This window comes from Agaribacterium sp. ZY112 (genome assembly GCF_041346925.1).
Taxonomy (GTDB): domain Bacteria; phylum Pseudomonadota; class Gammaproteobacteria; order Pseudomonadales; family Cellvibrionaceae; genus Agaribacterium.
On sequence record NZ_CP166840.1, the window covers coordinates 3,513,397 to 3,538,176 of the forward strand.

The 24,780-nt window shown below is 44.3% G+C and carries 22 protein-coding genes; 7 read left to right on the forward strand and 15 right to left on the reverse strand.

All coding sequences use genetic code 11. The features are described from left to right. Positions 1–425: 425 nt before the first annotated feature. Positions 426–1,397, reverse strand: a complete 972-nt coding sequence (locus tag AB1S55_RS15270) for an NAD(P)H-quinone oxidoreductase (protein WP_370979044.1) — start codon at positions 1,395–1,397, stop codon at positions 426–428. Continuing rightward, on the reverse strand, positions 1,397–2,032 hold the full coding sequence (gene pdxH / locus AB1S55_RS15275) for a pyridoxamine 5'-phosphate oxidase (RefSeq protein ID WP_370981606.1): 636 nt from the start codon (positions 2,030–2,032) through the stop codon (positions 1,397–1,399). The genes AB1S55_RS15270 and pdxH overlap by 1 nt, the downstream gene beginning before the upstream one ends. A gap of 62 nt (positions 2,033–2,094) precedes the next feature. Between pdxH and mobA the strand changes: the two genes are divergently transcribed. After that, entirely contained in the window at positions 2,095–2,733 is a 639-nt protein-coding gene (mobA, locus tag AB1S55_RS15280; RefSeq protein WP_370979045.1) for a molybdenum cofactor guanylyltransferase MobA, read from the forward strand. A 29-nt stretch (positions 2,734–2,762) separates the two neighbouring features. Beyond that, positions 2,763–3,599 (forward strand): hypothetical protein, encoded by an 837-nt coding sequence (locus tag AB1S55_RS15285; RefSeq protein WP_370979046.1) that lies wholly within the window; start codon positions 2,763–2,765, stop codon positions 3,597–3,599. Positions 3,600–3,695: 96 nt separating this feature from the next. Here the strand turns inward: AB1S55_RS15285 and AB1S55_RS15290 are convergent, their stop codons facing one another. Then, on the reverse strand, positions 3,696–4,118 hold the full coding sequence (locus AB1S55_RS15290) for an ExbD/TolR family protein (protein WP_370979047.1): 423 nt from the start codon (positions 4,116–4,118) through the stop codon (positions 3,696–3,698). Positions 4,119–4,970: 852 nt separating this feature from the next. On the opposite strand from AB1S55_RS15290, the gene AB1S55_RS15295 reads away from it, so the two are divergent. Beyond that, the gene (locus tag AB1S55_RS15295; protein ID WP_370979048.1) at positions 4,971–5,813 is read left to right on the forward strand and encodes a hypothetical protein; all 843 of its coding nucleotides are present in this window, start codon (positions 4,971–4,973) and stop codon (positions 5,811–5,813) included. A 539-nt stretch (positions 5,814–6,352) separates the two neighbouring features. Here AB1S55_RS15295 and AB1S55_RS15300 read toward each other — a convergent pair. From AB1S55_RS15300 to AB1S55_RS15335, 8 genes are all read right to left on the reverse strand, one after another. Then, positions 6,353–9,031, reverse strand: a complete 2,679-nt coding sequence (locus tag AB1S55_RS15300; protein ID WP_370979049.1) for a cadherin-like beta sandwich domain-containing protein — start codon at positions 9,029–9,031, stop codon at positions 6,353–6,355. A 257-nt stretch (positions 9,032–9,288) separates the two neighbouring features. Further along, positions 9,289–9,660, reverse strand: coding sequence for a cupin domain-containing protein (locus tag AB1S55_RS15305; protein ID WP_370979050.1), 372 nt, complete (start codon positions 9,658–9,660; stop codon positions 9,289–9,291). A gap of 135 nt (positions 9,661–9,795) precedes the next feature. Beyond that, on the reverse strand, positions 9,796–12,162 hold the full coding sequence (locus tag AB1S55_RS15310) for a glycoside hydrolase family 2 protein (RefSeq protein ID WP_370979051.1): 2,367 nt from the start codon (positions 12,160–12,162) through the stop codon (positions 9,796–9,798). Positions 12,163–12,261: 99 nt separating this feature from the next. After that, positions 12,262–13,713 (reverse strand): aldehyde dehydrogenase family protein, encoded by a 1,452-nt coding sequence (locus AB1S55_RS15315; protein ID WP_370979052.1) that lies wholly within the window; start codon positions 13,711–13,713, stop codon positions 12,262–12,264. Positions 13,714–13,812: 99 nt separating this feature from the next. Then, on the reverse strand, positions 13,813–14,595 hold the full coding sequence (locus AB1S55_RS15320; protein ID WP_370979053.1) for an enoyl-CoA hydratase/isomerase family protein: 783 nt from the start codon (positions 14,593–14,595) through the stop codon (positions 13,813–13,815). A gap of 29 nt (positions 14,596–14,624) precedes the next feature. Further along, a complete protein-coding gene (locus AB1S55_RS15325; RefSeq protein ID WP_370979054.1) occupies positions 14,625–15,755 on the reverse strand; it encodes a CaiB/BaiF CoA transferase family protein in 1,131 nt (376 codons plus the stop codon). After that, the gene (locus AB1S55_RS15330; protein ID WP_370979055.1) at positions 15,752–16,897 is read right to left on the reverse strand and encodes a CaiB/BaiF CoA transferase family protein; all 1,146 of its coding nucleotides are present in this window, start codon (positions 16,895–16,897) and stop codon (positions 15,752–15,754) included. Before AB1S55_RS15330 ends, AB1S55_RS15325 begins: the two co-directional genes overlap by 4 nt. Then, complete coding sequence (locus AB1S55_RS15335) at positions 16,894–18,054, reverse strand: ABC transporter substrate-binding protein (RefSeq protein WP_370979056.1); 1,161 nt, start codon at positions 18,052–18,054, stop codon at positions 16,894–16,896. Before AB1S55_RS15335 ends, AB1S55_RS15330 begins: the two co-directional genes overlap by 4 nt. Before the next feature lie 327 nt (positions 18,055–18,381). On the opposite strand from AB1S55_RS15335, the gene AB1S55_RS15340 reads away from it, so the two are divergent. From AB1S55_RS15340 to AB1S55_RS15355, 4 genes are read left to right on the forward strand one after another with little or no spacing between them, the layout of a single operon-like run. Next, complete coding sequence (locus AB1S55_RS15340) at positions 18,382–19,188, forward strand: IclR family transcriptional regulator (RefSeq protein WP_370979057.1); 807 nt, start codon at positions 18,382–18,384, stop codon at positions 19,186–19,188. A 20-nt stretch (positions 19,189–19,208) separates the two neighbouring features. Continuing rightward, positions 19,209–19,787, forward strand: a complete 579-nt coding sequence (locus AB1S55_RS15345) for a Crp/Fnr family transcriptional regulator (RefSeq protein ID WP_370979058.1) — start codon at positions 19,209–19,211, stop codon at positions 19,785–19,787. Positions 19,788–19,809: 22 nt separating this feature from the next. Then, complete coding sequence (locus tag AB1S55_RS15350; RefSeq protein WP_370979059.1) at positions 19,810–20,244, forward strand: DUF6326 family protein; 435 nt, start codon at positions 19,810–19,812, stop codon at positions 20,242–20,244. Positions 20,245–20,263: 19 nt separating this feature from the next. Continuing rightward, a complete protein-coding gene (locus AB1S55_RS15355; protein ID WP_370979060.1) occupies positions 20,264–21,130 on the forward strand; it encodes an SDR family oxidoreductase in 867 nt (288 codons plus the stop codon). 158 nt (positions 21,131–21,288) lie between these two features. On the opposite strand, the gene fghA is transcribed toward AB1S55_RS15355, so the two are convergent. The 4 genes from fghA to AB1S55_RS15375 all read right to left on the reverse strand — a co-directional run bounded on the left by fghA (position 21,289) and on the right by AB1S55_RS15375 (position 24,705). After that, the gene (fghA, locus tag AB1S55_RS15360) at positions 21,289–22,143 is read right to left on the reverse strand and encodes an S-formylglutathione hydrolase (RefSeq protein WP_370979061.1); all 855 of its coding nucleotides are present in this window, start codon (positions 22,141–22,143) and stop codon (positions 21,289–21,291) included. A 2-nt stretch (positions 22,144–22,145) separates the two neighbouring features. After that, entirely contained in the window at positions 22,146–23,255 is a 1,110-nt protein-coding gene (locus tag AB1S55_RS15365; protein ID WP_370979062.1) for an S-(hydroxymethyl)glutathione dehydrogenase/class III alcohol dehydrogenase, read from the reverse strand. Between the two features lie 137 nt (positions 23,256–23,392). Further along, complete coding sequence (locus tag AB1S55_RS15370; protein WP_370979063.1) at positions 23,393–23,956, reverse strand: pyridoxamine 5'-phosphate oxidase family protein; 564 nt, start codon at positions 23,954–23,956, stop codon at positions 23,393–23,395. 71 nt (positions 23,957–24,027) lie between these two features. After that, positions 24,028–24,705 carry an SDR family oxidoreductase gene (locus AB1S55_RS15375; RefSeq protein WP_370979064.1) on the reverse strand — a complete coding sequence of 226 codons (678 nt, stop codon included), beginning with the start codon at positions 24,703–24,705 and terminating at the stop codon, positions 24,028–24,030. Between the last annotated feature and the right edge of the window lie 75 nt (positions 24,706–24,780).

Below are 24,780 nucleotides of genomic sequence, written 5' to 3' on the forward strand. Positions count from 1 at the left end.
ACACGGCATACCTACTTCCTGTGGCCGCCGTTCTCGCACATCCGTGTGCTACACGGCATACCTACTTCCTGTGGCCGCCGTTCTCGCACATCCGTGTGCTACACGGCATACCTACTTCCTGTGGCCGCCGTTCTCGCACATCCGTGTGCTACACGGCATACCTACTTCCTGTAGGCAAAAAAAACCCGCAAGAAATGCGGGTCAAATTTCAGCACATGGAATAACAACTAAAACTCTGGAGAAGCTCAGACTTGGTCTTACTTAAGGTTTCAAGCTTAATATCTCAAAGACGCAACTCTTTTTGAACTTAATATAAGTTATAGCGTAAATAATGAGGCAGGCATGGAAGGCTTTGGAATATAGGGTCAATTTTAGTATTAAATTTCTAAATATGCCGACCCAGCAGGCTGAAACTACAAAAGCAACTACACCTTTAGCACTAGCTTGCCGCAGTAATCACCACGCTCCATTTTTTCATGAGCGGCAGCAACATCGGCTAAGGCAAATTGCTCAGCAACATGCACATTAATAAGGTGTATATCCGCTAATAAGTTCTTCTTTATAGCAGAACAGATTTGCGCCTTTTCAGAGCGGCTACGAATACGTAACGTAGAGCCTGTTAGGCAAATACGTTTCAGCATCAAACGCATAAGATTAAGCTCGACCTGAGCCCCCTGCTGAAACCCAAGCTGGATAATACGCGCCTTATCAGCAGCCAAATTAATATGCTGCTGGATATAATCACCACCGATATAATCCAAGATAAGATCTAACTGCTTACCAGGAATATGCTTAGGTACGTAATCCAGTAAAGCTTCTTCCTTATAATTCATTTGCCAATGCGCACCTAAACCTTTGCAAAAAGCTAACTTTGCCTCACTGCCCGCAGTTACCACTACCCGAGCACCGCGCCACAATGACAACTGCAAAGCAATATGGCCCAAACCACCAGCGGCACCGTGAATCAAAACACGCTCACCTTCTTTCAAAGACGCGTTATCAATCAAATTGAACCAGCTAGTAAATAGCGCCTCCGGCAATGCTGCAGCTTGTGCCATCGACATTGATTTAGGCACAAAGAGTACTTGAGAAACAGCGACACAAACATACTCGGCATAAGCACCACCATCGCATAGTGCGCACACACTTTGGCCCAACCAGCTATGGTCAACATCGGCTCCTAAACGCTCAACCCAGCCAGAAACCTCTAAGCCCAAAACGGGGCTATGAGAAGCTGATGCGCGGTACAAACCTTCGCGCTGTAATATATCAGGGCGATTAATACCAGCGTGACTCACTCGGATAAGCACTTCGCCCGCTTTTGGCACAGGGCGCCTTAACTGCTTAACAAATAAAGTCTCTACCCCACCTTGCTGACTCTGACATATCGCTTTCATTAAGGGGCTAAACGCTCAACCTGCCACTGCCCCTCGTTTAGAGAGTATTGAAAACGATCATGTAAACGATTCTCCCTGCCCTGCCAAAACTCGACTCTCTCAATCACAATACGATAGCCCCCCCAAAAATCAGGTAAAGGCACATCACCAGCTGCAAACTTACGCTTCATCGCATCAAACTGAGACAAAAGAAATTGACGAGAATTAATTCGATGGCTCTGCTTAGAAGCCCACGCAGCTAGCTGGCTTTCTCTTGGCCGACTCAAAAAATAGCGCAGGGAATCCGTGTGGCTTATTTTTTCAGCTCGCCCCTGAACTTTCACCTGCCGCTCCATCATATGCCAAGGAAAATGAGCACAGGCCTTGGGGTTTAATTCCAAATCCTTAGACTTATTACTTGCGTAATTAGTGAAAAAGACAAAACCCTGCTCATCAAAATGCTTTAGTAAAACAATACGCTGATTCGGCCACCCCTCAGCATCGACCGTTGCCAGTGTCATAGCTGTAGGATCTTTTAAGCCTGCATCTATCGCTTGTTGCATCCATAATTCAAACTGAGCCAGAGGCTCATCAGCTAGACGTTCTCTCGAAAGTCCTTCTGCTATATATTCTCGACGTATACTTTCTAAATCCATCATTATTACCACTTCTAGATTTGTTGCTTGAGCAAAGAGACACACTTGATTACTCTTGCAGCATGAACTCAAGCAATACTAATACTCTTATCACCGGCGCTATTCTCGCAGGCGGTGAAGGACGGCGCATGTTAGGCGCCAATAAGCCTCTGTGCAAACTCAAAGATCAAACTTTACTTGATCGAGTCCGACAAAAACTCAAGCCTCAAGTGAGCTCCATCTACCTGAGCATAAATGATGAACTCAACAAATCACACCTGAGTGACTTTATTTTAGTTCCTGATCTTTGGAATCAACGACTAGGGCCACTAGCCGGTATTTATGCAGTAATGAAACAGTTAAAAGAAGATAAGGCGGATGCACAATGGCTATTATGCAGCCCAGTCGACTGCCCCTTTATCCCGACCAACCTATGCCAGCAACTACAAAGCGCTTGCAAAAACAGTCACGCATCTATTGCCTATGCTCGATCTAAAGGTCGAAACCATTATCTAAGCTCACTTTGGTCTTTAGATACGATCGATGCATTAGAACTCGCCATTAATGAAGAGCGATTAGCCGTAAGAAAGCTTATTCAAGCCCTTAATGGAGTGGCCGTTGAATTTAACAGCCCAGCCAATGAGCCAGATCCATTCTTAAACATCAATAGCCCAGAAGAGCTCGCCCAAGCAGAGTGGCAACTTCATCATACGTCGGTGTAAAGATTGCACATGCCTAAAGAAATAAACATATGAACGGTGTCACTAAACTCTGCTGCAGTGCATTTATCTACCTAAGTACTTTGAGCCCTATCGTCTCGGCATCAAACTGCGATAATCAAGCTGACAACGAACTAGAAAAGCTTTATTGCCAAATAATCACGCAAAACACGAAGCATCAACTACCTAGTCTACTCGACTTTCGCAAAAACACAGAGCAGATGCAGCGCTTATTAATCAAACGTGACGCCAAAAAGCTAGGCTTAAGTTTACCTGCAAAAAAACAGGACTCTAGTAAGGCAAAGCCCGCCCGCCCTCAAAGAGAAAACCAAAGCAGTCTTACCACTAACCAGCCAAAATCAAGAAAGACCGAGCCCAAAGGCGAAGTCCAAAACACTAACTCAAGACGATTAAGTTCATGCCGGCTAAATAAAGCCTATATAAACTGCGCAACAACACGCTTTACCTTGCAAACCAATAAACCCAATAGTTCTTTACATAACACCGCCTTATCTGCAGCTAATACCTTATTATTCAGCAATAATAAGAACAGTGATACGCAGTACCTGAACCAGAGCTACCTAACATATATCGACAAAATGATGCTTATAGGCCTAGGAGATTCCACCATGTCCTATACCAAGTTTCACAAGCTATTTACGCAAAACAAGCAAAACCGCCATCAATTCTCACAGCGCTTTAACGAGCTTTATGAACTACTTAAAAAAGAGAAACAAAGTATGGCAATACGCACACGCTACAATGACCAGTATCCCGCTAGCATTAAGCAGTGTATGAAGGTGAACAATAAACTCATTATCTGTGACAATGTACAGCAAAACTGGATCTATATAAGCAGCAAGCACTAAACGCGACAAAGGCCAAGAACTAAAGAATGGGGGAAATACGGAGGATAAAGAAAATAAACAGGCCTAAGAGTAGATTCCTAGGCCTTGATATTGAAGCTATTCGTTATAAGGCACTAAATTAACATTGAAAATCTTAGCTTCACGAGCAGAATCAGCAATAGCCACGTAGGTATTGGCCTTGCTAAGCTCATGCATACGCACAATCACTGATGCTTCAGGGTTTTCTGCTTTTTTCTGAGCGATCAATGAGCGAATAGCCCTTACATCAACACGACGATCATCAATATAGATATCATCGTTAGAAGTCACTTGTATCAAGATGTTTTTCGGTGTGTCATCTGATGGTGGCGGGGGCACATCATTGTTTTCTGGGACATTCAGTCCAAGCGACTTCTCTTTCACAAATGACGCAGTCACGATGAAAAAGATCAGCATGATGAATACAACGTCGAGCATAGGGGTTAAATCAATTTCACCACTATCTTCGCTTTCTACCTTATGGCGTCTTCTACGACTCACGACTCAATCTCCAATTATCATTATAAGTGCCATCCCCATGCATAGGGTCTAGCGTACATACCAACCAATAGTATAGTACTTTCCGGTCAAAAGTAGCTGAGCCAGCTCAAGTACTCTTGGTTTCGACTAGCTCTAATTAAGAGTATCGACATTCTACACCAAAAGTACGCACCTAACTCAACTCTATGCAACATCCCCCTTAAACCCACCCAAGAGAGCAGATTTTAACCAAATAGTGGCCAAAATGGTCACTAGAGCATCACAACTACCGCCCCCCTTTACAGAGCAGGGGGTAAACGTAGCTAATTTCCGCCCCCAATGCCTAAGTTTTCCGTCTCGCCGACCGCGCTCTTAATTCAAACAGCAAAGCAATAAATTAAGCAATAAATACGCAGACCAACCCGTTTGATTTAACACGGCCAGTAAAGCAATTTACTCATCAGTGAACTCAAGCTAGTAAACCCTCTTTTTTAACTTCAGACTTACAATATTAAAATAATCAGAATTAATTAATAGAGACGCTGAAATCGATCGCACTTTATCGCTAAACAAAGAAGAAAACCGAACCCAAAACCTTATTTAAATACTCTCAAACGCCTCAAATATCAGCCTAAAAAAGTGAAAAAAAAGAATTCCACAAGCCCCCAACAAACAAAAGTCATTACACTTTTTTTGCATACTAATTAAGAGAAAAAAATTCACTTTTGGCAGTAAAAACTAAATATTTTAAAATAAGTGGCCATTTTCATTAAAAATGAAGCGAAAACATCAAAAATTGCTTGAATTTTTCTTGTTATTTCGTAATGTAGTGCTACAACTTCCATGAGTGTATTTTAAAAAAGGGTAACTCACATGGCTGGTCGAAAACCAACTGATCCAGTAGCAGCTCTAGAAAAAGAGCTAGCTCAATTAAAAGCAAAACTAGAAAAAGCACGCGAAGCAAAAGTTAAAGCAGCAGAAAAAGCTGTAAAAACTGCAACTGCCGAAGCAACTAAAACCACTACTAAAGCAAAAGCAGCCGCCAAGAAATTAGCCGCAGTTCGCGCTAAAAAGAAAAGCGCAGCTCAAGCCAAGCAGTTAGCCGCAGCAAAAGCTGCTGCTACAACTGCAAAAGATGCTGCCGCAAGCGCTAAGTCTGCTTTAAGTACAGCTAAAACTGAACTAAGCACACTAAAAGCGACAATGAAAGCTGCTGTAGCGCAAGCTAAAGCTATCGCGAAGCAAGAAGCGGCTGTAGCCAAGAAAGCCGCTATTGCCGAGAAAGCTGCTGCCAAGAAAGCTGCTGCCGCTGAAAAAGCGGCTGCGAAAAAAGCGGCTATCGCTGAAAAAGCCAAAGCTAAGAAAGCGAAAGCAGCCGAAAAAGTGAAAGCCCAAAAGGCAGCAGCTGCTGAGAAAGCGAAAGCTAAGAAAGCGAAAGCAGCTGAAAAAGCGAAAGCCAAGAAGGCTAAAGCTAAAAAGCCTGCTGCCGGCAAGAAGCCAGCCACAAAAACCACGGCTTCAGCACCTAAGCGTCGTGGTCGTCCACCTAAGGCTACAGCTAGCGCACCTGCAGCAAAAGCAAGTGCAACAAAAGCTCCTGCTAAGCGTCGTGGTCGTCCACCTAAGGCTGCTGCTAGCGCACCTGCAGTAAAAGCAAGTGCGGCTTCAACAAAAGCCCCTGCTAAGCGTCGCGGTCGTCCACCTAAGGCCAAGTAATATAACGCCCTAGGTACTAGCCAATAAAAAGGCCAGGCTCGCGAGAGGCTGGCCTTTTTATTTGTAAAATCCAACCTTAGTAACTTTAGCGCTTGCAAGCCCCCCCCCTGAAAACATCGAGCGGACTCCCAAAAATCACCTACATCCCTTCCTGATAAAAGGCCTCACGCTGTCGGCAGTACGACTCATACAGCACCTAGACAGTCCCAAAGCTAAAAAAACCAAGCTTCAACCCGCCTCAAATAAGACGGTAAAACATCTTCATTAAGCAAAATAGCCCTTACCTATCTGCATTCGAAGCCTAACGCAAAAAGGAAAATAGGTGCCTGCCCCCCAATCAACAAACACGCAACAACATTCGAACAAGCTCTCATCGTCAAAATGTTACAAATAGAAGAGCGAAGCCAGCCCCTAACAACTCAGTAGTGTTATTAAAGGCGAATTCATAAAACAAGATAGGCACAAAAGCCCTTAAGCCACGTAAAAAAATGCGAGCCTATAGCTCGCATTCTCAATAAGTCCAAACGAAAAGAACTTAGTTAATCAAGTTCTATCAGTGTAAAACGCTGTGCGGCTACATTTAAGTTGGCCAAAATAGTACCTACAGGCAAGTCCGCATCAAGACTTGAGCCAGCATCAGCCATCGTTAGGCCAAAGTTTGTATTAAATTTGTTAACCAGCATAATTTCACCATTAGAGGTCGAACGAACCCACCAGAACATAAAACTCGCATCATCAAGATCCGTCTCACCATCAACAAAGAAGCCCAAAAGCTCAGACTCACCACTGGATACAAAAAGCCCTCCTGTCCTAGCAGCAACACGCGCATCTAGCTGACTCACATTACGCAACAACACACTGCCATCACTCTGGCCTTTAAAGGCCCATTTCTGCTCATCACGGACAGAACTAACATCATCACAATCCTGCGATGCGACAATTTTTGGCTCACCTATTACTACTCCCTCACCATCAAATTCACTTACTGTTGACTTTACTAGACACAAATCACGAGTTTGATTCTGATCCTGCTCATCCACATAGGTATAAGTCCAACGCAATTGATAATATGGCGCATGCTCAAGCTCATCTATCGCTGCCCCGCTGTAACTAACCTCTTGCCCTTCTTCTCTAGAGTTTTCAGCAACAAGTACCTTACTAACACTATCTCTAGCAGCCACAACATCGGTTTCAGCAGATCCAAGCTCAAAATAACTGCTAAAAACTCGATTATCCTCCCCCCAAGCCTCTTCCAGACCTTCCGTTGAAGAATCTTTTACTATCACAGCCGCCTCAAGTGGATTAGAACCACCATGAAACAATGCACTGTTACTGAAGCTAGTATCATTACCTTTAATAATAATCGCCGCATTCTCTTCAGCTACATTTGTGAGTGCAGATGCCGTACCGATAAAATTAATAAAGCGGTTATTACTAACCCCCTCTTTAACATCTAAGAGCTCACCGTAAACAGGAGCCTCCACAACAATGTCAGCAAAAAAGTTATTATCATTTGCAGAAGAGACATTTCCCCATTCACTGGCATTACTACCAAGCACAATTGCCTCACCACTGTCCGTATTTGGCGTAGCATCAAGGCCAATATTTGTAATAGAGAGTTTAGAGATACTGTTATTTGATGAGCCATTACGAAGTACAAGACCGCGCTGACCACTGCTATCTATTGCCAGTGAATCTAAACTGCTGTTGAGCAATGCATCTGCAACAAAAGCTGTACCACCGGCTGTTAGGCGCAAACCACTTATATCCCAATACTCACCACTTAGCTGTAAAACCGTGGCATCATCCTGCTCAGTAGAAAGTACCGCAGAACCAATACCTCGTAGCAATATCGGCTCCTCTTCCGTACCCGATGCAGTGCCATAAAAAGTGACTCCCTCCATACCACTTGAGGCCTCATCACTTTCGCCGACAAGGGGCGCTGTTACTATAATTGCTTGGTTGGGTGCTGCATTTTTAAGAGCCGCTTGCAACTCTGCTGCTGTATTTGCATAAACCCAGTTATTTTCTAAACGATTAAAAACCAAAACATAATTAACTTGAGGATCCCCGTCTTCATTACTTGCGAGACTAATGCCTTTATATAAGGGTACCCCAACTTCAATATCGTTTACGGTATATTCACCATCAGGCATATCCTCTAGATCGGTAATTCCAGTAATTCCCCCCGTCGAATTGAGAGTAAGGTTACCTATTTTAGCGACTACATCAGGGTTACTAGGTAAGGCGCTTAGATCGATTGCAACCTGATCATTATTAACACGTATAGCATAGGTAGATGCCAAACAATAAAACCCCGTTGCAAACGGTGATCCAGAAAAGCGTAGATCATCGTAACGCTGGTAAGCTGATATATCCGCCAGAGGAAGCTCAGCCCCTGTAGAGTTAAAAAAGAAACTCAAGTCATCTAAGCGCGTAAAACCTGCAAGCTCATCATCCGTCGGTGTAGCCCTATTAATATTAAACACGTAGGAATCAGTACTGCTCTCATCCTCGGATAAAACATCCACTTGAAAAGTATTTTCACCATAAGCCAAATTTACGTACTCAAAGGCTCCAGCTAAGGTAGCCGTCTCATTAATACTTATTGACGCTTTTCTATTGGTTGGATACGCGTTGATACCTATTGAGCACAGACCAAAAGGCACATCAATGTTGTATTCAAATACGGAATCATCAAAATCGTCTCCGGTATCCCAATCAACAGCACCCGAGCCAAAATCATCGAAGTTCACGGCTCCAAGAGTTGAAACGTTACTCACCTGATTGACTGTAAGGCGATACTCAAGAAACTGCTTTCCATCATCACTTAAGACTTTAATAATAAAACCTGTATCCCCCCGCCTATCAACAACCATAGTAAAAGGCACGTCAGGACTGACATCTTGGCTATTAGTTATAAACGGGAAAGTCGTTGTAGCCTTAGAGGCCACCACCCGTAAACCCTTTGTAAAGGTTTCACCAATCGTGATTTCAATACTCTCAACCTCCAGAGGTAAGGACTCAGTTAAGGTGTAAGGCCCCTTATAATCTGGGTCGAAGCTCGGACTTAATTCATAGCCTGTAACACTTAAGCTCTTAAGGCGATAATCTGCATTGATGGTACTGGAGCCTTCAAGCTCCTTGGTCCCTTCACAGGCAAGTAGGAATAAACTAGTGAAAACGACAGCCACTATGGCCGAAAGACGTCTGTGCATCGAAAACGTTCCAGGTTTCTTATGATTGGGCGCGACTCAAAAGCGAGTAAAACACGCAGGCTAAATGGGCTGTCAAGGTACAGGGATTCGCCTAATGAGTAAAGGCTCACAGCCCATGTGCTATGGCGGAGGCACGATATTAAGACTTATAGAAAAGGAATTGGTTCCCTCAAAAAAAGGCTACCCTAGTGGCAGCCCAAGAACGAGAGTTAAAAAGGTCTAGATCTTAACTTAAGAACTGTAAAACTTAGAGTAAACTACGCTTGCTTTACAAAGAGTAAACGGCTTTCTGAGTTATCATTTACCCAGCCATGGGGGGTATTGGCGTCAAAGGTGATAAAATCTCCCTCTTTATAGCTTAGAGACTGTGTCGCTTTCATATCTGCTGTACCCGCTGAAAGCGAACCTGAGCCACTGGCCACATAAGCCAGCCATGCATCTTCCGAGGCATGAATATCAAACTCATCTGCGCCCGCTGCGACCTTAAGCACAAACATAAAAACTCCGGATGCCTCAAGCCCCATACCGGACCAGCCCTCTGGAAAATCTGTTGAGTCAAATTCTGGAGCAGCCGCACTGCTTAAGAAACTATCACCTGTTTTTTCTGACAAAAGAATATGAGTCGCCATATCAAGCTCCAATTCGTTATTTTTATCACTTTCAACTCAGACTATGTATTCCAAGATGCAATTATCTGGCACACATAGGCCTCTCAATCACCCTGAATAAAAAAGGGGCTAAACGCCCCTTTTTACAATTCCCCTTTATTCCATTTCCCACATTTCAGGCCAGAAACGGTAAATGCTATGACCACATTTTTCCATTTTCTTAACCGCCTCACCAAGGAATTCAAGGCTTTGCGCTTTTGCGGCTTCTTGATTGCCTATCAGCAAGGTGTAGTGGTTATCAGCTAGCTCATTGCCATCTTCATCTTTAATAACCACAGCCACCTCAAACGTACCTGAGGCGTTGGCAGGGATATTCCAGCTGATACCTACGTGGTTTTCAGCATCATCACTTTTAACATTAACCACTTGGCTTCCAGCAACTTCCGTTTGGAACCCGTCATAGCTTACTTTCCACTCTAGTTTTAAGTTTGAGTATGCCTCATGGTTGTCGTTCACAACCCACAAGTCGGCATTAAACTCGGAACCTGCATCCCAACGACGCTTTTCAAAGTGCAAGCTAGGAAGAAGCGGTTGATATGTACGCTTTAACCAATCAAAAGCCAGCTTTTTCTCACCGTAATAATCGATAATGCCCCACTTAATATCAGGTACATGCGTCATAAAGTGACAGAGCGAAACGCCACCCATGCGATCTTTACGACGGCGATAGGTTTCCAACGCAAACTGGATCACAGTGCCCTGAGCGATTTGTGTTGCTTCAACAAACTCTTCTAATGAGCCCATTTTGTAGTCATTAAAAACTTCAAAATTTAAATTCTGAAGAATTTCAATATCCGCCCAGTGATAAGCCCAGCTTGGCCCCATTGGCCACAGCTCGTCCTCAGGAATAAACTTTTTCAAACTATCAATAGAAGGCGCAGAAGCTGCCGTTAGCTCCGGAATAATCGCGCAATCAAGAGCAGGATAATATTCCTCCATAAACTCCGCACCACCTTGGTAATAGTGCTCATTAGCATGCATCGACTCATTAGGGCGGAAACCAATGTTTTGCCCTGACTCAGAACTCAACGGTGAGGCTAAGCCATAAGGCACATTGGTGTACTCAGCCACCGCATCGCCGATCACCTGCATCAACTTTTTATTACCACTGCGCTCATGAGCACCCGAGAAAAACACCTCTTCGCCACCCATCCAGAAAATGTTTGAAGGGTGGTTACGGCGCTGCTTAACCGTCTCGACACACTCGTGCAAAACACCATCAATAAAGGCTTGATCTTCTGGGTAAGCTTGAGTTGCAAGTGTAAAGTTTGTCCAAACAGTAATACCCAGCTCATCACAAATTTTGTAAAAGTCTGGAATTTCCGGCGGGTGCCAACCAAAGATACGCAAGTTGTTAATATTCGCTTCTTTTACCATCGCCAAACGATCTTCGTACTTCTTCAGTGTGTTGCGACCATATAAGAACGAAGGCTGGCCACCCCAGCAAGCCGAGCGCAAGAAGTGACGCTTGCCATTAATGACAAAGGTCCAAGGAAACTCGTTGTCATCACGCGAGAACGCCATCGTTACTTCACGCAAGCCAATCACTTCGCTGGCTACATCAAGCTCACTACCCCCTTGCTTAACGGCTAGCTTTAACTCATACAAGTTTTGCTCACCCATATCCCACGGCCACCAAAGCTTGGCGTCGGCAACCTTAATATCGGCACTGATTTGATTTTGACCTGGCTGAGCGTCAAGCTCTAGGTTAATTTCTACAGCCTCTGTTTCACAATTTTTACCCTGTAAGGTACCTACTAGCTGCACTTTTTCAGCTTTATCACTGTGGCTAACGACATCGACAGTTAGAGCTACAGTGGCTTCACTTTCACCTTCAACTGCATTTTGCACAGTAACGTCTGTACGCATGCTATCGATACGCACATCATCCGTTGCTTCAATACGAACAGGTCGCCAGATACCAAAAGGCACAAGGCCTGAGAAATAATCACCAGAGAAATTTACTTTTTTACCACCACAGTTACGGTAATTTTTGGGTGGCGGATCCAACTTCACCATCAACATGTTGGAGCCGTCGCGCCAGTCTTCAAAGCTCGCTACATCACTGATATCGAATTCAAACTCAGAGAACATGCCCTCGTGACGACCAAGGTGAGTGCCGTTTAACCACACATCACAGCTGTAATCGACACCTTCAAAAATAAGTCGGATTTTTTTGCCTTTCATTTCATCAGGAATAGCGAAACGACGGCTGTACCAAAATTCAAATTCGGCAGCCCACTTAGCGCGATGCATATTGCGGCCAAAATATGGGTCTGCAATTTCGTTAGCGCGGTGCAAATCGGTATAAACATCACCAGGCACATTGGCGAAGTTCCAACTGAAGTGAGTACCTTGATACTCTGCAGGTAATAAGTGCAGACCTTCTATTTCACCTTGACCGGGGCGCATGCGCTCCATCTGCCAGCGGAAGCCGCTTAAATCTAAATCGATGCGTGACATAAACATAAACCTCAAAACTAGGCCCTGGACATGGCGGGCCTACAACCAAATTAAATCTCAATATTTTGCGCAACAGCGTCAATACAATGGAGTGCAGACTTACTCGTAGTTAAAATAAATTGCGCGTTTTTGCAGATAACCGTCAATACCGTAAACACCATCTTCACCACCGGTACCACTGGTCTTATGACCACTGTGATAACCCTGGATGTAACCGCAAATCATCTTATTCACAAATACCGTTCCGACTTGCATGTGGTTAATTGCGTGGAAAATAGTTTTCACATTTTGAGTGAAAATATACGACGACAAGGCATCTTCGCGGTCATTACAGATATCGAGCGCTTCGGCATAATCTTTCACTGTAATAATCGGCATGATCGGGCCAAAAATTTCATGTTTAGCTAAAGGCATATCGCGCTTCACGCCACTTAATACCGTAGGTAAATACCAATGGCCTTTTTTAAACTCTTCACCTTCTGGTCGTGCACCGCCAATTTCTACTTTAGCGCCCATTGCTACGGTTTCTTCCAGCATTCCATGAATACGCTTAATGCTGTCGCCGGTCACACTTGGGCCCATATTGAAATCACCCATAGGATCGCCATAAGTAATTTGTTTAACGCGCTCAACTACACGGCGTGTAAACTCCTCAGCAATGCCCTCTTCGACCAAAACTAATTCATTGCAAATACAGACTTGGCCACTGTTGGCATAACGACTTATAACAGCAGCCTCTACCGCTTTATCTAGGTCCGCATCATTTAAGACAATAAACGAGGCTTTTCCGCCCAACTCCAAAACCAAACCACTGACGTTGTCGGCGCTCGCTTTATAAATCGCTTGGCCTGCACGCGTACTGCCGGTTAAGCTCACCAAACGAGTTATCGGGCTGCTTACTAAGGCAGCACTGGTTTCAATGCCTTTACCGCTGATTAAGTTAATGACGCCTTTAGGTAGGCCAACCTCTTCCACCACTTTACAAAACTCGGACGCGGTCACTGGCGTGGCTTCATGAGCCTTAAGGATCATCGTATTACCCGTCACCAATGCAGGACCAATCTTGCGACCAATTAAGGCTAAGGGATAGTTATAAGCACATAAACCCAAGGTCACCCCATAAGGCACCTTTTGTATCCACAGCTGCTCATTAGGCTGATCTGAAGGGAAAATATTACCTTCTATACGGCGCGCGGCTTCTGCCGAATACGTTAGGTAATTAAGCGTATCGTCAAATTCACCATAGGCCTCAGGCAAGGTCTTACCTTGTTCTAGAACCAATAAATTAGCAAAGTGATCACGCTTAGGTTTTAAGGCCTCAACGATTTTCATAATCCAACGACCGCGCTCAATCGCCGGTAGCTGCTGCCAAGCTAGCTGCGCCTCACGAGATGACTCAAGAGCCCGCTGTACATCATCAGTAGTACAATCAGGTACGGTCGCCCAGACCTCTTCATTGGCTGGGTTTTCTACGTCAAACGTTTTGCCAGCAGAAGAATCAACCCACTGGCCGTCGATGTAACAGGGATAATGCTGAATACCACTTGTCATAATTCGCTCCTCATCTCTGGGTGCTATTTATCGTTATTGGAATAAATCAATTTATTAAGTAGCTAAGAGATTCATTAGCCGCTTAATCAGTTACTATTTTTAACGCCCACTGAAAACGGCATCACGCTTTTCTAAAAAGGCCCTAAACCCCTCATCAGCATCATCCGTATCGTAAAGCTCGTCGCTAAGTTCTTTTTCCAAAGCTAAACCTTGCTCCAAAGTAAGCTCCACGCCACCGCGTAAAGCGCGTTTTGTCGCAGCGACAGCTAAAGCCGGGCCATTAGCTACTTTTTTAGCGTAGTCAAAACACGCCTCTGCAAGTTCGTCACGTGCATACAGTCGATTGACTAAACCCCAAGCAAAAGACTGATCAATCGAGAACACATCACCAGTGGCAAGTAGCTCCATTGCTTTACTTAAACCAACTAAACGCAATAAACGCTGACTGCCGCCATTACCTGGAATCAAACCTAATTTAATTTCCGGTAAGCCAAGTTTGTAATGGCCTTCTGCGGCAAAGCGCAAATCACAGGCCATCAATATTTCTAAACCGCCACCAAGTGCGTGCCCTGCCAACTCTGCAATAAACAGCTTAGGACTGGCCTCCATTGCAGCCAATGTTTGACGAGCTTGAGCCACCATCAGCTGATTATCTTCGGTGCTATTTGCTTCAAACTCTTTAATGTCAGCACCAGCGCAGAAAAACTTTTCTGAGCTGCTATTAACGATAACCGCGCCAACTTCAGCATCATGACTTGCGTCAACCACGGCTTGATAAAAAGCTTGATAAAAAGCTAGGTTATACGCATTTGCGGGCGGGCGATTAAAGGTGATGTAAGCGACCTTGCCATTTTTACTGTAACTAATTAATTCGTCAGTCATAGTTCGTCTCTAAAGCACTCTAAGAGCTATTAAAACTCAGCGCGAAGTGATTCGTTGTGCTCACCTAAACTCGGTGCGGCACGTTCAGAAAGCAAGGCCTGGTCATCAAATTTAATTGGGCATCGTGTGGTCAGATACTGGCTATTCTGGCCTTTTACTTCTTGCACCATATTCAGCACTTTGAAACCATCATGCTCAAGCAACTGCTTCCAATTAAGCACTTGCGCACACCAAATATCAGCAGGCTCTAAAATGGAAAGCCAGTGTTCACAGGTATTCGACACAAGGAAATCAGCAAGAATTTGTTTAATCTCATCACGCTTGGCAAACCAAGTGCTCGACTCGCTATAAGCCAACAAGGCATCACAGCTAAGTAACTCACCCAGCTTAGGAATTGCTCCCATTGCTAACGCGATATAGCCATTGCTACATTGGTACAAACCATAAGGAGCACCAACCAATGAGTGCGCGGAATTCACGTCACCGCGAACAATGGGTTCTGCATCTTGGTAATACAAGGTCAAAGGCTCAAATTGAAAATCGAGTATGGCTTCAAGCATACTGACTTGAACTAATATCGGTTCACCTGAAAAAAGCGCGGCCAACAAACCCTGTACCAGTTGGGCGCCGGCTAAATTATCGGCAATGGCTAAACCCATCGGCATTGCATCATCACTGTCAGAACCACTTAAACCAGTAAGACCACTGAGTGCTTGCAATAACAGATCTTGGCCTGGCTCTTTAGACCAGGGCCCTTCATTGCCATATCCACTGATTTCGCCGTAAACAAGCTTGTCATTTAACTTGCACAAGTGTTCATAAGATAAACCTAAACGCTGCATCACCCCCGGGCGGAAGTTATGCATAACAACATCAGCTTTAGCTGCGATCTTAAGAGCAAGCGCGAGGTCGTCAGCATCTTTAAGGTTGAGCTTTAGGCTCTCTTTACCTCGGTTAATCGCTTGGTAAAAAGCACTTTCATTAGCGATATTAAAATGAGACGCATAGATAGAACGCGACAAATCGCCTTTTTCATGGTGCTCTACTTTTATTACTCGCGCGCCTAAATCTGCTAGACGCAAACTGGCACTAGGGCCAGATAAAAACTGACTAAAATCGAGAACCAACAAGCCCTCTAATGGTTTAGAAACGGTACTCATAACCCAAACTCCTCAAACAAGTAAGCATTGGCATTACCTAAAGCGGGAGCCGCCGTTGTATTTTTCACAACAGCGCCGTTTAAACGAATTGGGCAGCGAGTCGTACGCACTGATACGCCATTATCGCGCTTAACATCCAGCTCCATGTCCAATACTTTATAAGCCTCTTCCTGACTTAACTGTTTGTAATCCAACACAGCTGAGCTCCAGTAATTATCGGCTTTTAACATAGCAAGCCACTGGGCACTTGATTTGGAGATAAAGTGTTTAGCTAGTTGCGCCTTGATTAGGTCTCGCTCTGAATATTGCTGATCTACATCGTAATAAGCCTCTAAACCGAGGCAACCAATGCTTTCGCACAGTTTTTTCAAATCGCCCATGCTAATGGCGATATGCGAATCAGCCGTTTTATAAATACCATAAGGCGCGCCCAAATAAGCATGAGCGTTATTTTGAGCACTGCGCTCTGGCAGCTGCTGACCATTATTTAAAAAAGCAGTAAAACCTTCGAACTGAAAGTCGATGATCGACTCAAGTAAGCTGACATTGACTTTAGATCCCTGCCCCGTACGCTTTTTCTTTAATAAGGCGGCTAACAAACCTTGAGCAAAGTGAGTGCCGGTCAACATATCCGCCACAGCAATACCCATCGGTTTTGGAGCTTGATCCGCATTCCCCGTTAACCAAGTTAAACCCGACACAGATTGAGCTAACAAATCTTGACCCGGCTTATCTTTCCAAGGGCCTATTTCGCCATAACCGCTGACCTCGCCATAAACGATAGCCGGATTAAGTTCTTGTACGCTGTCGTAGTCCAAACCAATGCGCGCCATGATGCCTGGACGAAAGTTATGAGTAATCACATCGGCTTTCTTAATTAAAGCCTTAACGAGCTCTAGATCTGCCGGATCTTTTAAATTCGCAGCGAAACTCTCTTTATTACGGTTAATCGTGTGAAATAAAACACTATCACCATCAGCCCACATATTTTTTGTTGCCAAGGAACGACACGCATCACCGGCACCTGGGCGCTCAATTTTAATGACGCGCGCACCCAAGTCTGCCAAACGTAGGCCCGCGTAAGGCCCAGCTAGATACTGGCTGAATTCAAGGACGGTTACGCCTTCAAGAGGCAAACTCATAGCTTGATGCCTTTTGACTCAACATAAAGAGCATTCAGCTTGTCCAATAACGCCTTTTCATCACCACCATTCATCAAATACTCACGAATAGGCGCACCGCTGTTATCTTGGAAGAACATATGACCGTGATAACGAGGGCGCAAATAAGCGCGATCCAAGGTCGGTAAGGTATCGTTAAAATAATTGTCAGTGGTTTCGTTTGCGTAATCACAAGTCCAAGCGTTGCGATGACCTGGCTGACCGCCAAATTCGATATAAAAACCACTTTGCATCGCTTCGTTAGCAACAAACTCAGCATACTTAGAAGCAATTTCTTTGTGCTCAGATTGAGCTGAAATTGCCAAGCCGGTTCCACCTAAGGTCGTGCACAAACGATCCGTGCCAGGCAGAGTTACGGTGTCAGCAAATTTAAGCAGTTTGCGCGCATAGTTTGGTTTAGCGTAATTGGCATAACCATAAGCAAATGGGCAATAGGCAAATTCATCTGTTTGGGTCATTGCTTCATAGACTTGGATAGGATTCCAGTCGAAACAATCACGATTTAAATGAATAGACAGTTCGCGCAGCATTTTAAGCGCTTTAATGCCCATTGCTTCGCTCACAACGTATTCGTCACTAACACAAACGTCCTCACCCATGGTTGAGCAAAGCATGTAGAAGTTCATCAAGGTATCTTGTGGAATAGACGGAACGGCAACTTTGCCCTTTTTCGCCAACGCCATCAGTTCATCCCAAGTTTGAGGCATGCCCACACCCTCAGCCTCTAACAAATCCATGCGAGCCGAAGCAACAGGTGTCGCCGCATCAATAGCTAAAGCCACTTGTTTACCGTTGTAGTGATAACTCTCATGGCTGCGCCCCACAGAGTTATTAGCAAGGTCTTCTAGAAAAGGGGCTGGCATATGGTCATTAAGAGGCACAATCACACCTGTCTGAGCAGCAAACCCCGCCCAAGGGTGGTCAATGACTAATAGATCGTATTTTTCAGCAAGCTGGTCAATAGGTTCATCGGCAAATGCTTGCAAGGAACGCTTACTCCAAGTGATACGCACACCTGGGTTTAGCTCTTCAAAACGCTGAGCGGTGGCTGTCATAGGGACATAACCGCGGGTATGGCCCCAAGTAATACCTTTTAATTCTATTGTCTTCTGGCTCATGACTACTCCAATGTGAGTCGTTGCTGCGTGTCGATTTAACACCTAAGTTATTTGCTCAGGTCTAGTAGTTTAGTAGAACGTTGCCACTAAACCCGCATGAGTTTCATTTGCTAAACCTTATTTACTACTTGCTATAAACAAACAAAACCAATAAATTCATATTTGAATCTGTTGTTCCATTATAAATACATTAGTAAAAGTGGCACAATAGCTTTTTGCTCAAAAAACTGATTTTTTCGATCTAAAACAAAGCAAACTTAGAGTTAATTCGCACAGTAAGCGTTGGCTCTAAGCGCGTAACCTGAGAAACTAGGCAGCCACTACCGTATGATTGCTAAAAAAAACATGACAAAAACCGCTAAATACAGCGCTCCGGCTCTAGATAAAGGCTTAGAAATACTAGAATTCCTAGCACACGAGACCACTGCAAAGTCACAGGCAGAAATTGCTCAAGGCCTAGAACGCAGCCCCAATGAAATTTATAGGGTCTTAGTTGTACTTGAAGCGCGCGGTTATATCGCTAGAGATGAACAATCGGGGAAATACAGGTTAACCTTGAAGCTTTACACGCTCAGCCATGCCCACAGCCCCGTAGAGCAAATGCGTCGTGCAGCTCACTTGCCAATGACAGCCTTAGCCGAAAAACATGGCCTAGCATGCTATATGAGCGTACCCCACGAGGGAAAACTAATGGTGACTAGCCAAGTCAAAAGCCCACTTCCTGTATCGCTATCTATTACAGAGGGGACTTTATTTCCTATTTTGAATACCACTTCCGGCCGTGTGATTCTTTCTCACTACCCTCGTGAACCACGTAAAGCCTTACTTGAAGACGATCCGCTATTTAAGAAAATGGACGCGGCTAAGAAAACACAGCTTTTAAAGCAGTTCGAGCAGATAGAAAAGCAAGGCTATTTAGTCGCTGAAAGCGAGCTTACTAACGGGATCACCAACTGTTCAGCCTTTATTGGTCAAGCAGATATTGGCCTAGTCGCTGCCATTTCTGTTGCCACTCTTAGCGCCAGCTTAAGCAAAGATGAAGAAAAAACATTGATTGCAGCAGTATTAGAAACCGCTCACGAAATAAATTTGCGCATAGGCTTGAGTCAGACTGGAGGCGAAGGCGAGCAATAGCCATACGATGAGGCAAGTATATGAATTCATGCTTAATTAGCTTTTTGTCAAAGTATGATACGTTCAATGATGAAGAGCGCCGTATTATTGAAACTAATAGCCTTATTAAAGAGTATGCCAAAGGTGAGTTTCTCGTCCGCTCGGGGCAAATAGCGACACACACCTATCTTGTGCTACAAGGCTGCGTTCGCAGCTATTATCTTAACGATGGAAACGAACAAAACACTGCGTTTTTTACCGAACACGATATTATCACCCCCGTTAGCTACAGCAAAAACCTAGCTTCAAACTACTTTATTGAATGCTTAGAACCTTGCATTATCTCTCATGGAAGCAAAGAAAAAACGGAAGACTTCCTCTCTAAACACCCTCGTTTTTCGCTCTTGTGCCATAAAATAAATGACGCCATTCTAGCGCAACGTCAAACATCGTGGGATCACTTTAGGAACTTAAGCCCAGAAGAGCACTATCTAGAACTCACCAAAAGTAATCCTGATTTATTAAAACGAATCCCTCAATACCATCTCGCTAGCTACCTAGGCATTAAACCCCAGTCCTTAAGCCGTATAAAAAAAAGACTCTCCAAGCAAAATCACTAAATATTTATAAATATGCACCTAGGTGAATGAATGCGTATTTCTAACGATTTATCATCAGCATTTCAAACTGGAGGCGCCTATGAAATCGACACTATCAACACTTTGGCTATTTATTCTTTTAAATGTACTTTTCCGCGATTTACATGATTTATTTAGGCCAGGGGCTATTACAGAAATAGAGACAGGCACTATTAATGGCACCCAAATAAGTAATGAGCTTCTACTCTTTGCTGCGTTTGTCATTGAAATACCAATCCTGATGGTTCTATTGAGCAAGATCCTTCACTACAAAATCAACCGTAGACTTAATATAGTTATCCCTCCCCTATTAGCCTTAAGCTATCTGCATAATGGTGTACGAGACTTAGATGATGTCTTTTTTATGGCGATTGTGCTCTTGGCTCTACTATGCACATCTGTTTTAGCCTGGCGATGGCAAGCTAACACTCGAGTTTAAAACACGTAGATACCAACTTATGAAAATGCAAGAACATCACAAGGTTGCTCTGATTACAGGCGCAAGTAGTGGTATTGGCTTAGCCACAGCAAGGGCGCTCGCACAACAGGGAATGGAACTACACCTATTATGTCGCAACAAAGAAAAGTCCGAAAAAGTAATCACTGATATTATCAAACAAAGTGGTAATACCAATATTTCATTAATTACTTGCGATCTTCGCTCTATGAAAGAGGTTCAGCATGCGGCGCAAGGTTTTCTAGATACAGGGAGGCCTCTACATATACTTTTAAATAATGCTGCGACTTTTAACTTAAAGAGAGTACTTACGCCAGAAGGCGATGAAGAAATGTTTGCAGTTAACTACCTCGCCCACTTTTTGTTGACCATACTTTTATTAGATAGGCTGAAGGCAAGTACTAATGCGCGAATTATCAATGTCGCATCAGATGCCCACTGGTTTTGCAAAACCATTCGCTTTGATGACTTAAGCTTTTCGAAGGGTTTTAGCGCCTTTAAGGTTTATGCTCATTCCAAACTCGCCAACATTATGTTTACTCAAGCGCTTGCTAACAGATTGAAATACAGCTCTGTGAGCACCTTTGCCTTACACCCAGGTGGATTTGGAGTAAGAACAGGGCTAGGAACAAAGAACACCATAGCAGGAAAAATAATAATGCTGTTGTTATCCCCTTTCCTCCAGTCACCAGAGCAAGGAGCCTTGACACAACTACAATTATGCAAAACCCAAAACATAGCCAGTAAAAATGGAAGCTACTTCAAGAACGCTCAAGAAAGCCAAGCCAAACCATGGGCCTTAGATAAAGCCAGCTATGAGCGTTTATGGTTAGCTAGCGAGAGTTTGTTGGCTAACTATCTAGACTAAAACCCCAATACACTTATGACGGCCCTGAATATTGTGGCTGGTTGCAGTACGCCCATAACCATTACTAAAGTAAGTAATCAGAAGCGCTACGTGGGGGGAGTAAGTATTAAGAAAAGAAATAAGCGAGAGCAAGAGCAAGTCCCGTCTCGCTATCATATTTAGGAATTAAGGTGCACGGCATGAAACTCTAAATGCTCATCAATAAAACTGGCGATATAAAAATAGCTATGATCATAACCTTCACGCAAGCGATAATCGATTTGCACATCATTAGTCTCAGCTGCGGCTAATAGACACTCAGGCTTTAGCTGTTCCGTTAAAAAATTATCGGCCCCACCTTGATCAATCAGAATCGGCAACTGCTGCAAACTCTCGGCCCTAGAGGCAAGCAACAAGTTACTATCATAGTCTTGCCAACTAAGCTCATCGTCACCTAAATAGCCTTTCAATGCTTTTTGCCCCCAGGGAACTTGGCTTGGCGCAACAATAGGAGCAAATGCAGATACACTGCAATACTTATCTGCATGTTTAAATGCAATGCTGAGTGCACCATGCCCTCCCATGCTGTGTCCAGAAATAGCACGACGACCATTTGTCGAAAAGTGCTTTTCAATCAAGGCTGGCAGCTCTTGCACACAATAGTCGTACATACGATAGTGTTTGTTCCACGGCGCCTGCGTAGCATTCAGATAAAAACCGGCCGCAAGACCAAAATCCCAAGCGGCTTCTGGGTCATCAGGCACATCATCACCACGAGGACTGGTATCCGGTGCAACCACAATAAGACCTAATTTCGCAGCCTTACTCTGAAAGCCGCTTTTTTGCACAAAATTTTCATCGCTACAGGTTAAACCTGACAACCAATATAAAACTGGACAGGCCTGAGTCTCCACTTGAGGCGGTAAAAATACGGAGAAAGTCATCGAACACTGAGTACTTTCAGCCTCATGTTCAAAACGTAATTGACGCCCACCAAAGCTGAGGTGTTCAGATAGTTGCTTTAGTTCTGCCATAGTTAAAACTCAATTACAGATCGAATTGCCTTGCCTTCGTGCATTAAGTCAAAGGCTTTATTAATATCTTCAAGCCCCATGGTATAAGTCACCATAGGATCAATCTTTATTTCACCGTTCATATATTGCTCGACATAATCAGGTAATTGGCTACGGCCTTTCACACCACCAAAAGCGGTACCTCGCCATACGCGCCCGGTAACCAACTGGAATGGACGTGTACTGATTTCTTGCCCAGCACCAGCAACACCGATAATGACACTTTCCCCCCAACCTTTATGACAGCACTCAAGCGCTGAACGCATGGTGTGTACATTGCCAATACACTCAAAGCTATAGTCAACACCGCCATCTGTTAACTCAACAATCACATCCTGAATAGCATCGCTGTAATTTTTGGGGTTAATACAGTCTGTCGCCCCTAGGGCTTTCGCCATTTCAAACTTATCTTCATTAATATCAACAACAATAATGCGCTCGGCTTTGGCCATAACTGCACCTTGGATCACACTCAGGCCAATACCACCCAAACCAAATACAGCCACACTGGAACCAGCTTCAACCTTGGCCGTATTCAATACCGCGCCAATACCTGTTGTGACACCACAACCAAGTAAACAGACTTTTTCCAAAGGCGCCGCTTTATTAATTTTAGCCAAGGCAATTTCAGGTAAAACGGTAAATTCAGAGAAGGTCGAGGTACCCATATAATGAAAAATGGTTTCCCCCTTATAGCTAAAACGTGAACTGCCATCTGGCATTAAACCCTTACCCTGAGTTGCACGAATGGCTTGGCATAGGTTGGTCTTACCCGACAAACAAAACTTACACTGCCCACACTCTGGGGTATAAAGCGGAATAACATGGTCACCGACGGCCAAAGAACTAACTCCCTCACCAATAGCCTCGACCACACCGGCACCTTCATGACCAAGAATGGAAGGGAAAATACCTTCAGGGTCTTCACCACTTAGGGTAAAGGCATCGGTATGACACACACCCGTGGCCACCAAGCGAACTAAGACTTCACCGGCCTTTGGCGGCGCAACATCAACTTCTACAATCTCTAATGGTTTACCGGCACCAAAGGCCACTGCAGCACGACTTTTCATATGTCTTCTCTTTTAATTCTGAAACAGTTTTTATCTGTGGTTATGTTTGGGCATAAAAATCAATCAAGCGTGGGCACAAACAACATACACAACGACACACACCACGACGTAAAAATGGGCGCTTACTCTAAATGGTTTTAAGCTTTAGAAATACCACTACGTTGCGCAATTTCCGTTGCTAGGCCATCTAAATTGTGTTGGTTCTTCTTTAACCAGTATGACTCTATGCCTTTTACACCCTGCTTATCAGCCCACTTATTTAAGGCCTGCCTATCTTCGACATAGTCCATTAAAGGCACACTCATACCACAACTCGCTTGAACCAGGTCGATATTAAGTACGAAGATTTGTCTGGCACCAGTGTAGTCGGGAAACATAGCGGCATAATCAGGCCAAGCAACATCTGCTTTATGCAGTACCTGAGCATGACCATAACAACGTAATATAAGAGGAGCGCCTTCAAAGGCGCACCACATCAGCGTCATGCGATTATTGTGCAATACATGGCTTGCGCTTTCATTGCCACTGCCAGTCAAGTTCATCCATACAAGTTTATTTTCATTCACGACCCGTAAACTATCCCCTCCTTTGGGTGATACATTCACACGGCCTTCTGCAGCAGCCGTGCCTACAAAAAACATCGCCTGCTGCTCTATAAACTGTGTGTGCTTATCTTCTAAACTCTTAAACTGCTGCCCCATCTCTTCCCCCCTTTACAACCCATTAACAGTACTGACTTTAAACCGCCACTCACAATACAAGGTCTTTAGCCTTAAAACGCTAGAGCATCCCCATTTTCATCAAAGAAACCACCGCTGTGCTCTTTGCTTAGGGACTCGAGACTCGAACAAAACTTAGGTACCAATTGTTCAACGGTATCAGGTGCCTCAGGTCCCCCCATATCGGTTTGCACCCAACCTGGGCTCATTGCGATAACCGTTTGCTCAGGGCATAAAAGCGCAAGCTTTGCAGTGAGCATATTTAAAGCTGTTTTCGCTAAGGCATAAGAGCAAAATTGCTCCGTTGCTATCGTAGCTATAGAGGCCAAACCTGAACTTAGCTGGACAACTTTTGCGCCTTTTAGAAAAAGGGGCGCTAACTGCTGCACTAAGAGCGCAGGCCCCACCGTATTAACACAAAAGGATTCAGTAAAAGCAGCCTGTGTCCATTGACCAAAAGGCTGATCAATCGTAGTGCCCGCATTATTAACAAGTAAATCAATAGCCCCCAACAGAGTCACATCCTTAGCAAAACAATCAATACTTGCCTCATCAGCCAGATCTAAGCTAAGAACCTGACAGTTAGCATAAGAGCGAGAAAGCTCGGCCAACTGCTCTGGTTGACGACATGCAGCTACAACCGACCTGCCCTGTTCAAGATAGTGACGCAATAAACCTAAACCAATACCTCGACTAGCTCCGGTAATCACTACCAAACCTTGGTTTTTCATAGCATTCTCTTATATATTAGCTGTGTATGTACACGCCTATAGTCTCGGCAACAAGCTCCAAGGTCAAGCACCACA

Coding starts and splice junctions, on each gene's coding strand:
- AB1S55_RS15270 (WP_370979044.1), bottom strand. CDS start 1,397: ATGAAAGCGATATGTCAGAGTCAGCAAGGTGGGGTAGAGACTTTATTT.
- pdxH (WP_370981606.1), bottom strand. CDS start 2,032: ATGGATTTAGAAAGTATACGTCGAGAATATATAGCAGAAGGACTTTCG.
- mobA (WP_370979045.1), top strand. CDS start 2,095: ATGAACTCAAGCAATACTAATACTCTTATCACCGGCGCTATTCTCGCA.
- AB1S55_RS15285 (WP_370979046.1), top strand. CDS start 2,763: ATGAACGGTGTCACTAAACTCTGCTGCAGTGCATTTATCTACCTAAGT.
- AB1S55_RS15295 (WP_370979048.1), top strand. CDS start 4,971: ATGGCTGGTCGAAAACCAACTGATCCAGTAGCAGCTCTAGAAAAAGAG.
- AB1S55_RS15300 (WP_370979049.1), bottom strand. CDS start 9,031: ATGCACAGACGTCTTTCGGCCATAGTGGCTGTCGTTTTCACTAGTTTA.
- AB1S55_RS15305 (WP_370979050.1), bottom strand. CDS start 9,660: ATGGCGACTCATATTCTTTTGTCAGAAAAAACAGGTGATAGTTTCTTA.
- AB1S55_RS15310 (WP_370979051.1), bottom strand. CDS start 12,162: ATGTCACGCATCGATTTAGATTTAAGCGGCTTCCGCTGGCAGATGGAG.
- AB1S55_RS15315 (WP_370979052.1), bottom strand. CDS start 13,713: ATGACAAGTGGTATTCAGCATTATCCCTGTTACATCGACGGCCAGTGG.
- AB1S55_RS15320 (WP_370979053.1), bottom strand. CDS start 14,595: ATGACTGACGAATTAATTAGTTACAGTAAAAATGGCAAGGTCGCTTAC.
- AB1S55_RS15325 (WP_370979054.1), bottom strand. CDS start 15,755: ATGAGTACCGTTTCTAAACCATTAGAGGGCTTGTTGGTTCTCGATTTT.
- AB1S55_RS15330 (WP_370979055.1), bottom strand. CDS start 16,897: ATGAGTTTGCCTCTTGAAGGCGTAACCGTCCTTGAATTCAGCCAGTAT.
- AB1S55_RS15335 (WP_370979056.1), bottom strand. CDS start 18,054: ATGAGCCAGAAGACAATAGAATTAAAAGGTATTACTTGGGGCCATACC.
- AB1S55_RS15340 (WP_370979057.1), top strand. CDS start 18,382: ATGATTGCTAAAAAAAACATGACAAAAACCGCTAAATACAGCGCTCCG.
- AB1S55_RS15345 (WP_370979058.1), top strand. CDS start 19,209: ATGAATTCATGCTTAATTAGCTTTTTGTCAAAGTATGATACGTTCAAT.
- AB1S55_RS15355 (WP_370979060.1), top strand. CDS start 20,264: ATGAAAATGCAAGAACATCACAAGGTTGCTCTGATTACAGGCGCAAGT.
- fghA (WP_370979061.1), bottom strand. CDS start 22,143: ATGGCAGAACTAAAGCAACTATCTGAACACCTCAGCTTTGGTGGGCGT.
- AB1S55_RS15365 (WP_370979062.1), bottom strand. CDS start 23,255: ATGAAAAGTCGTGCTGCAGTGGCCTTTGGTGCCGGTAAACCATTAGAG.
- AB1S55_RS15370 (WP_370979063.1), bottom strand. CDS start 23,956: ATGGGGCAGCAGTTTAAGAGTTTAGAAGATAAGCACACACAGTTTATA.
- AB1S55_RS15375 (WP_370979064.1), bottom strand. CDS start 24,705: ATGAAAAACCAAGGTTTGGTAGTGATTACCGGAGCTAGTCGAGGTATT.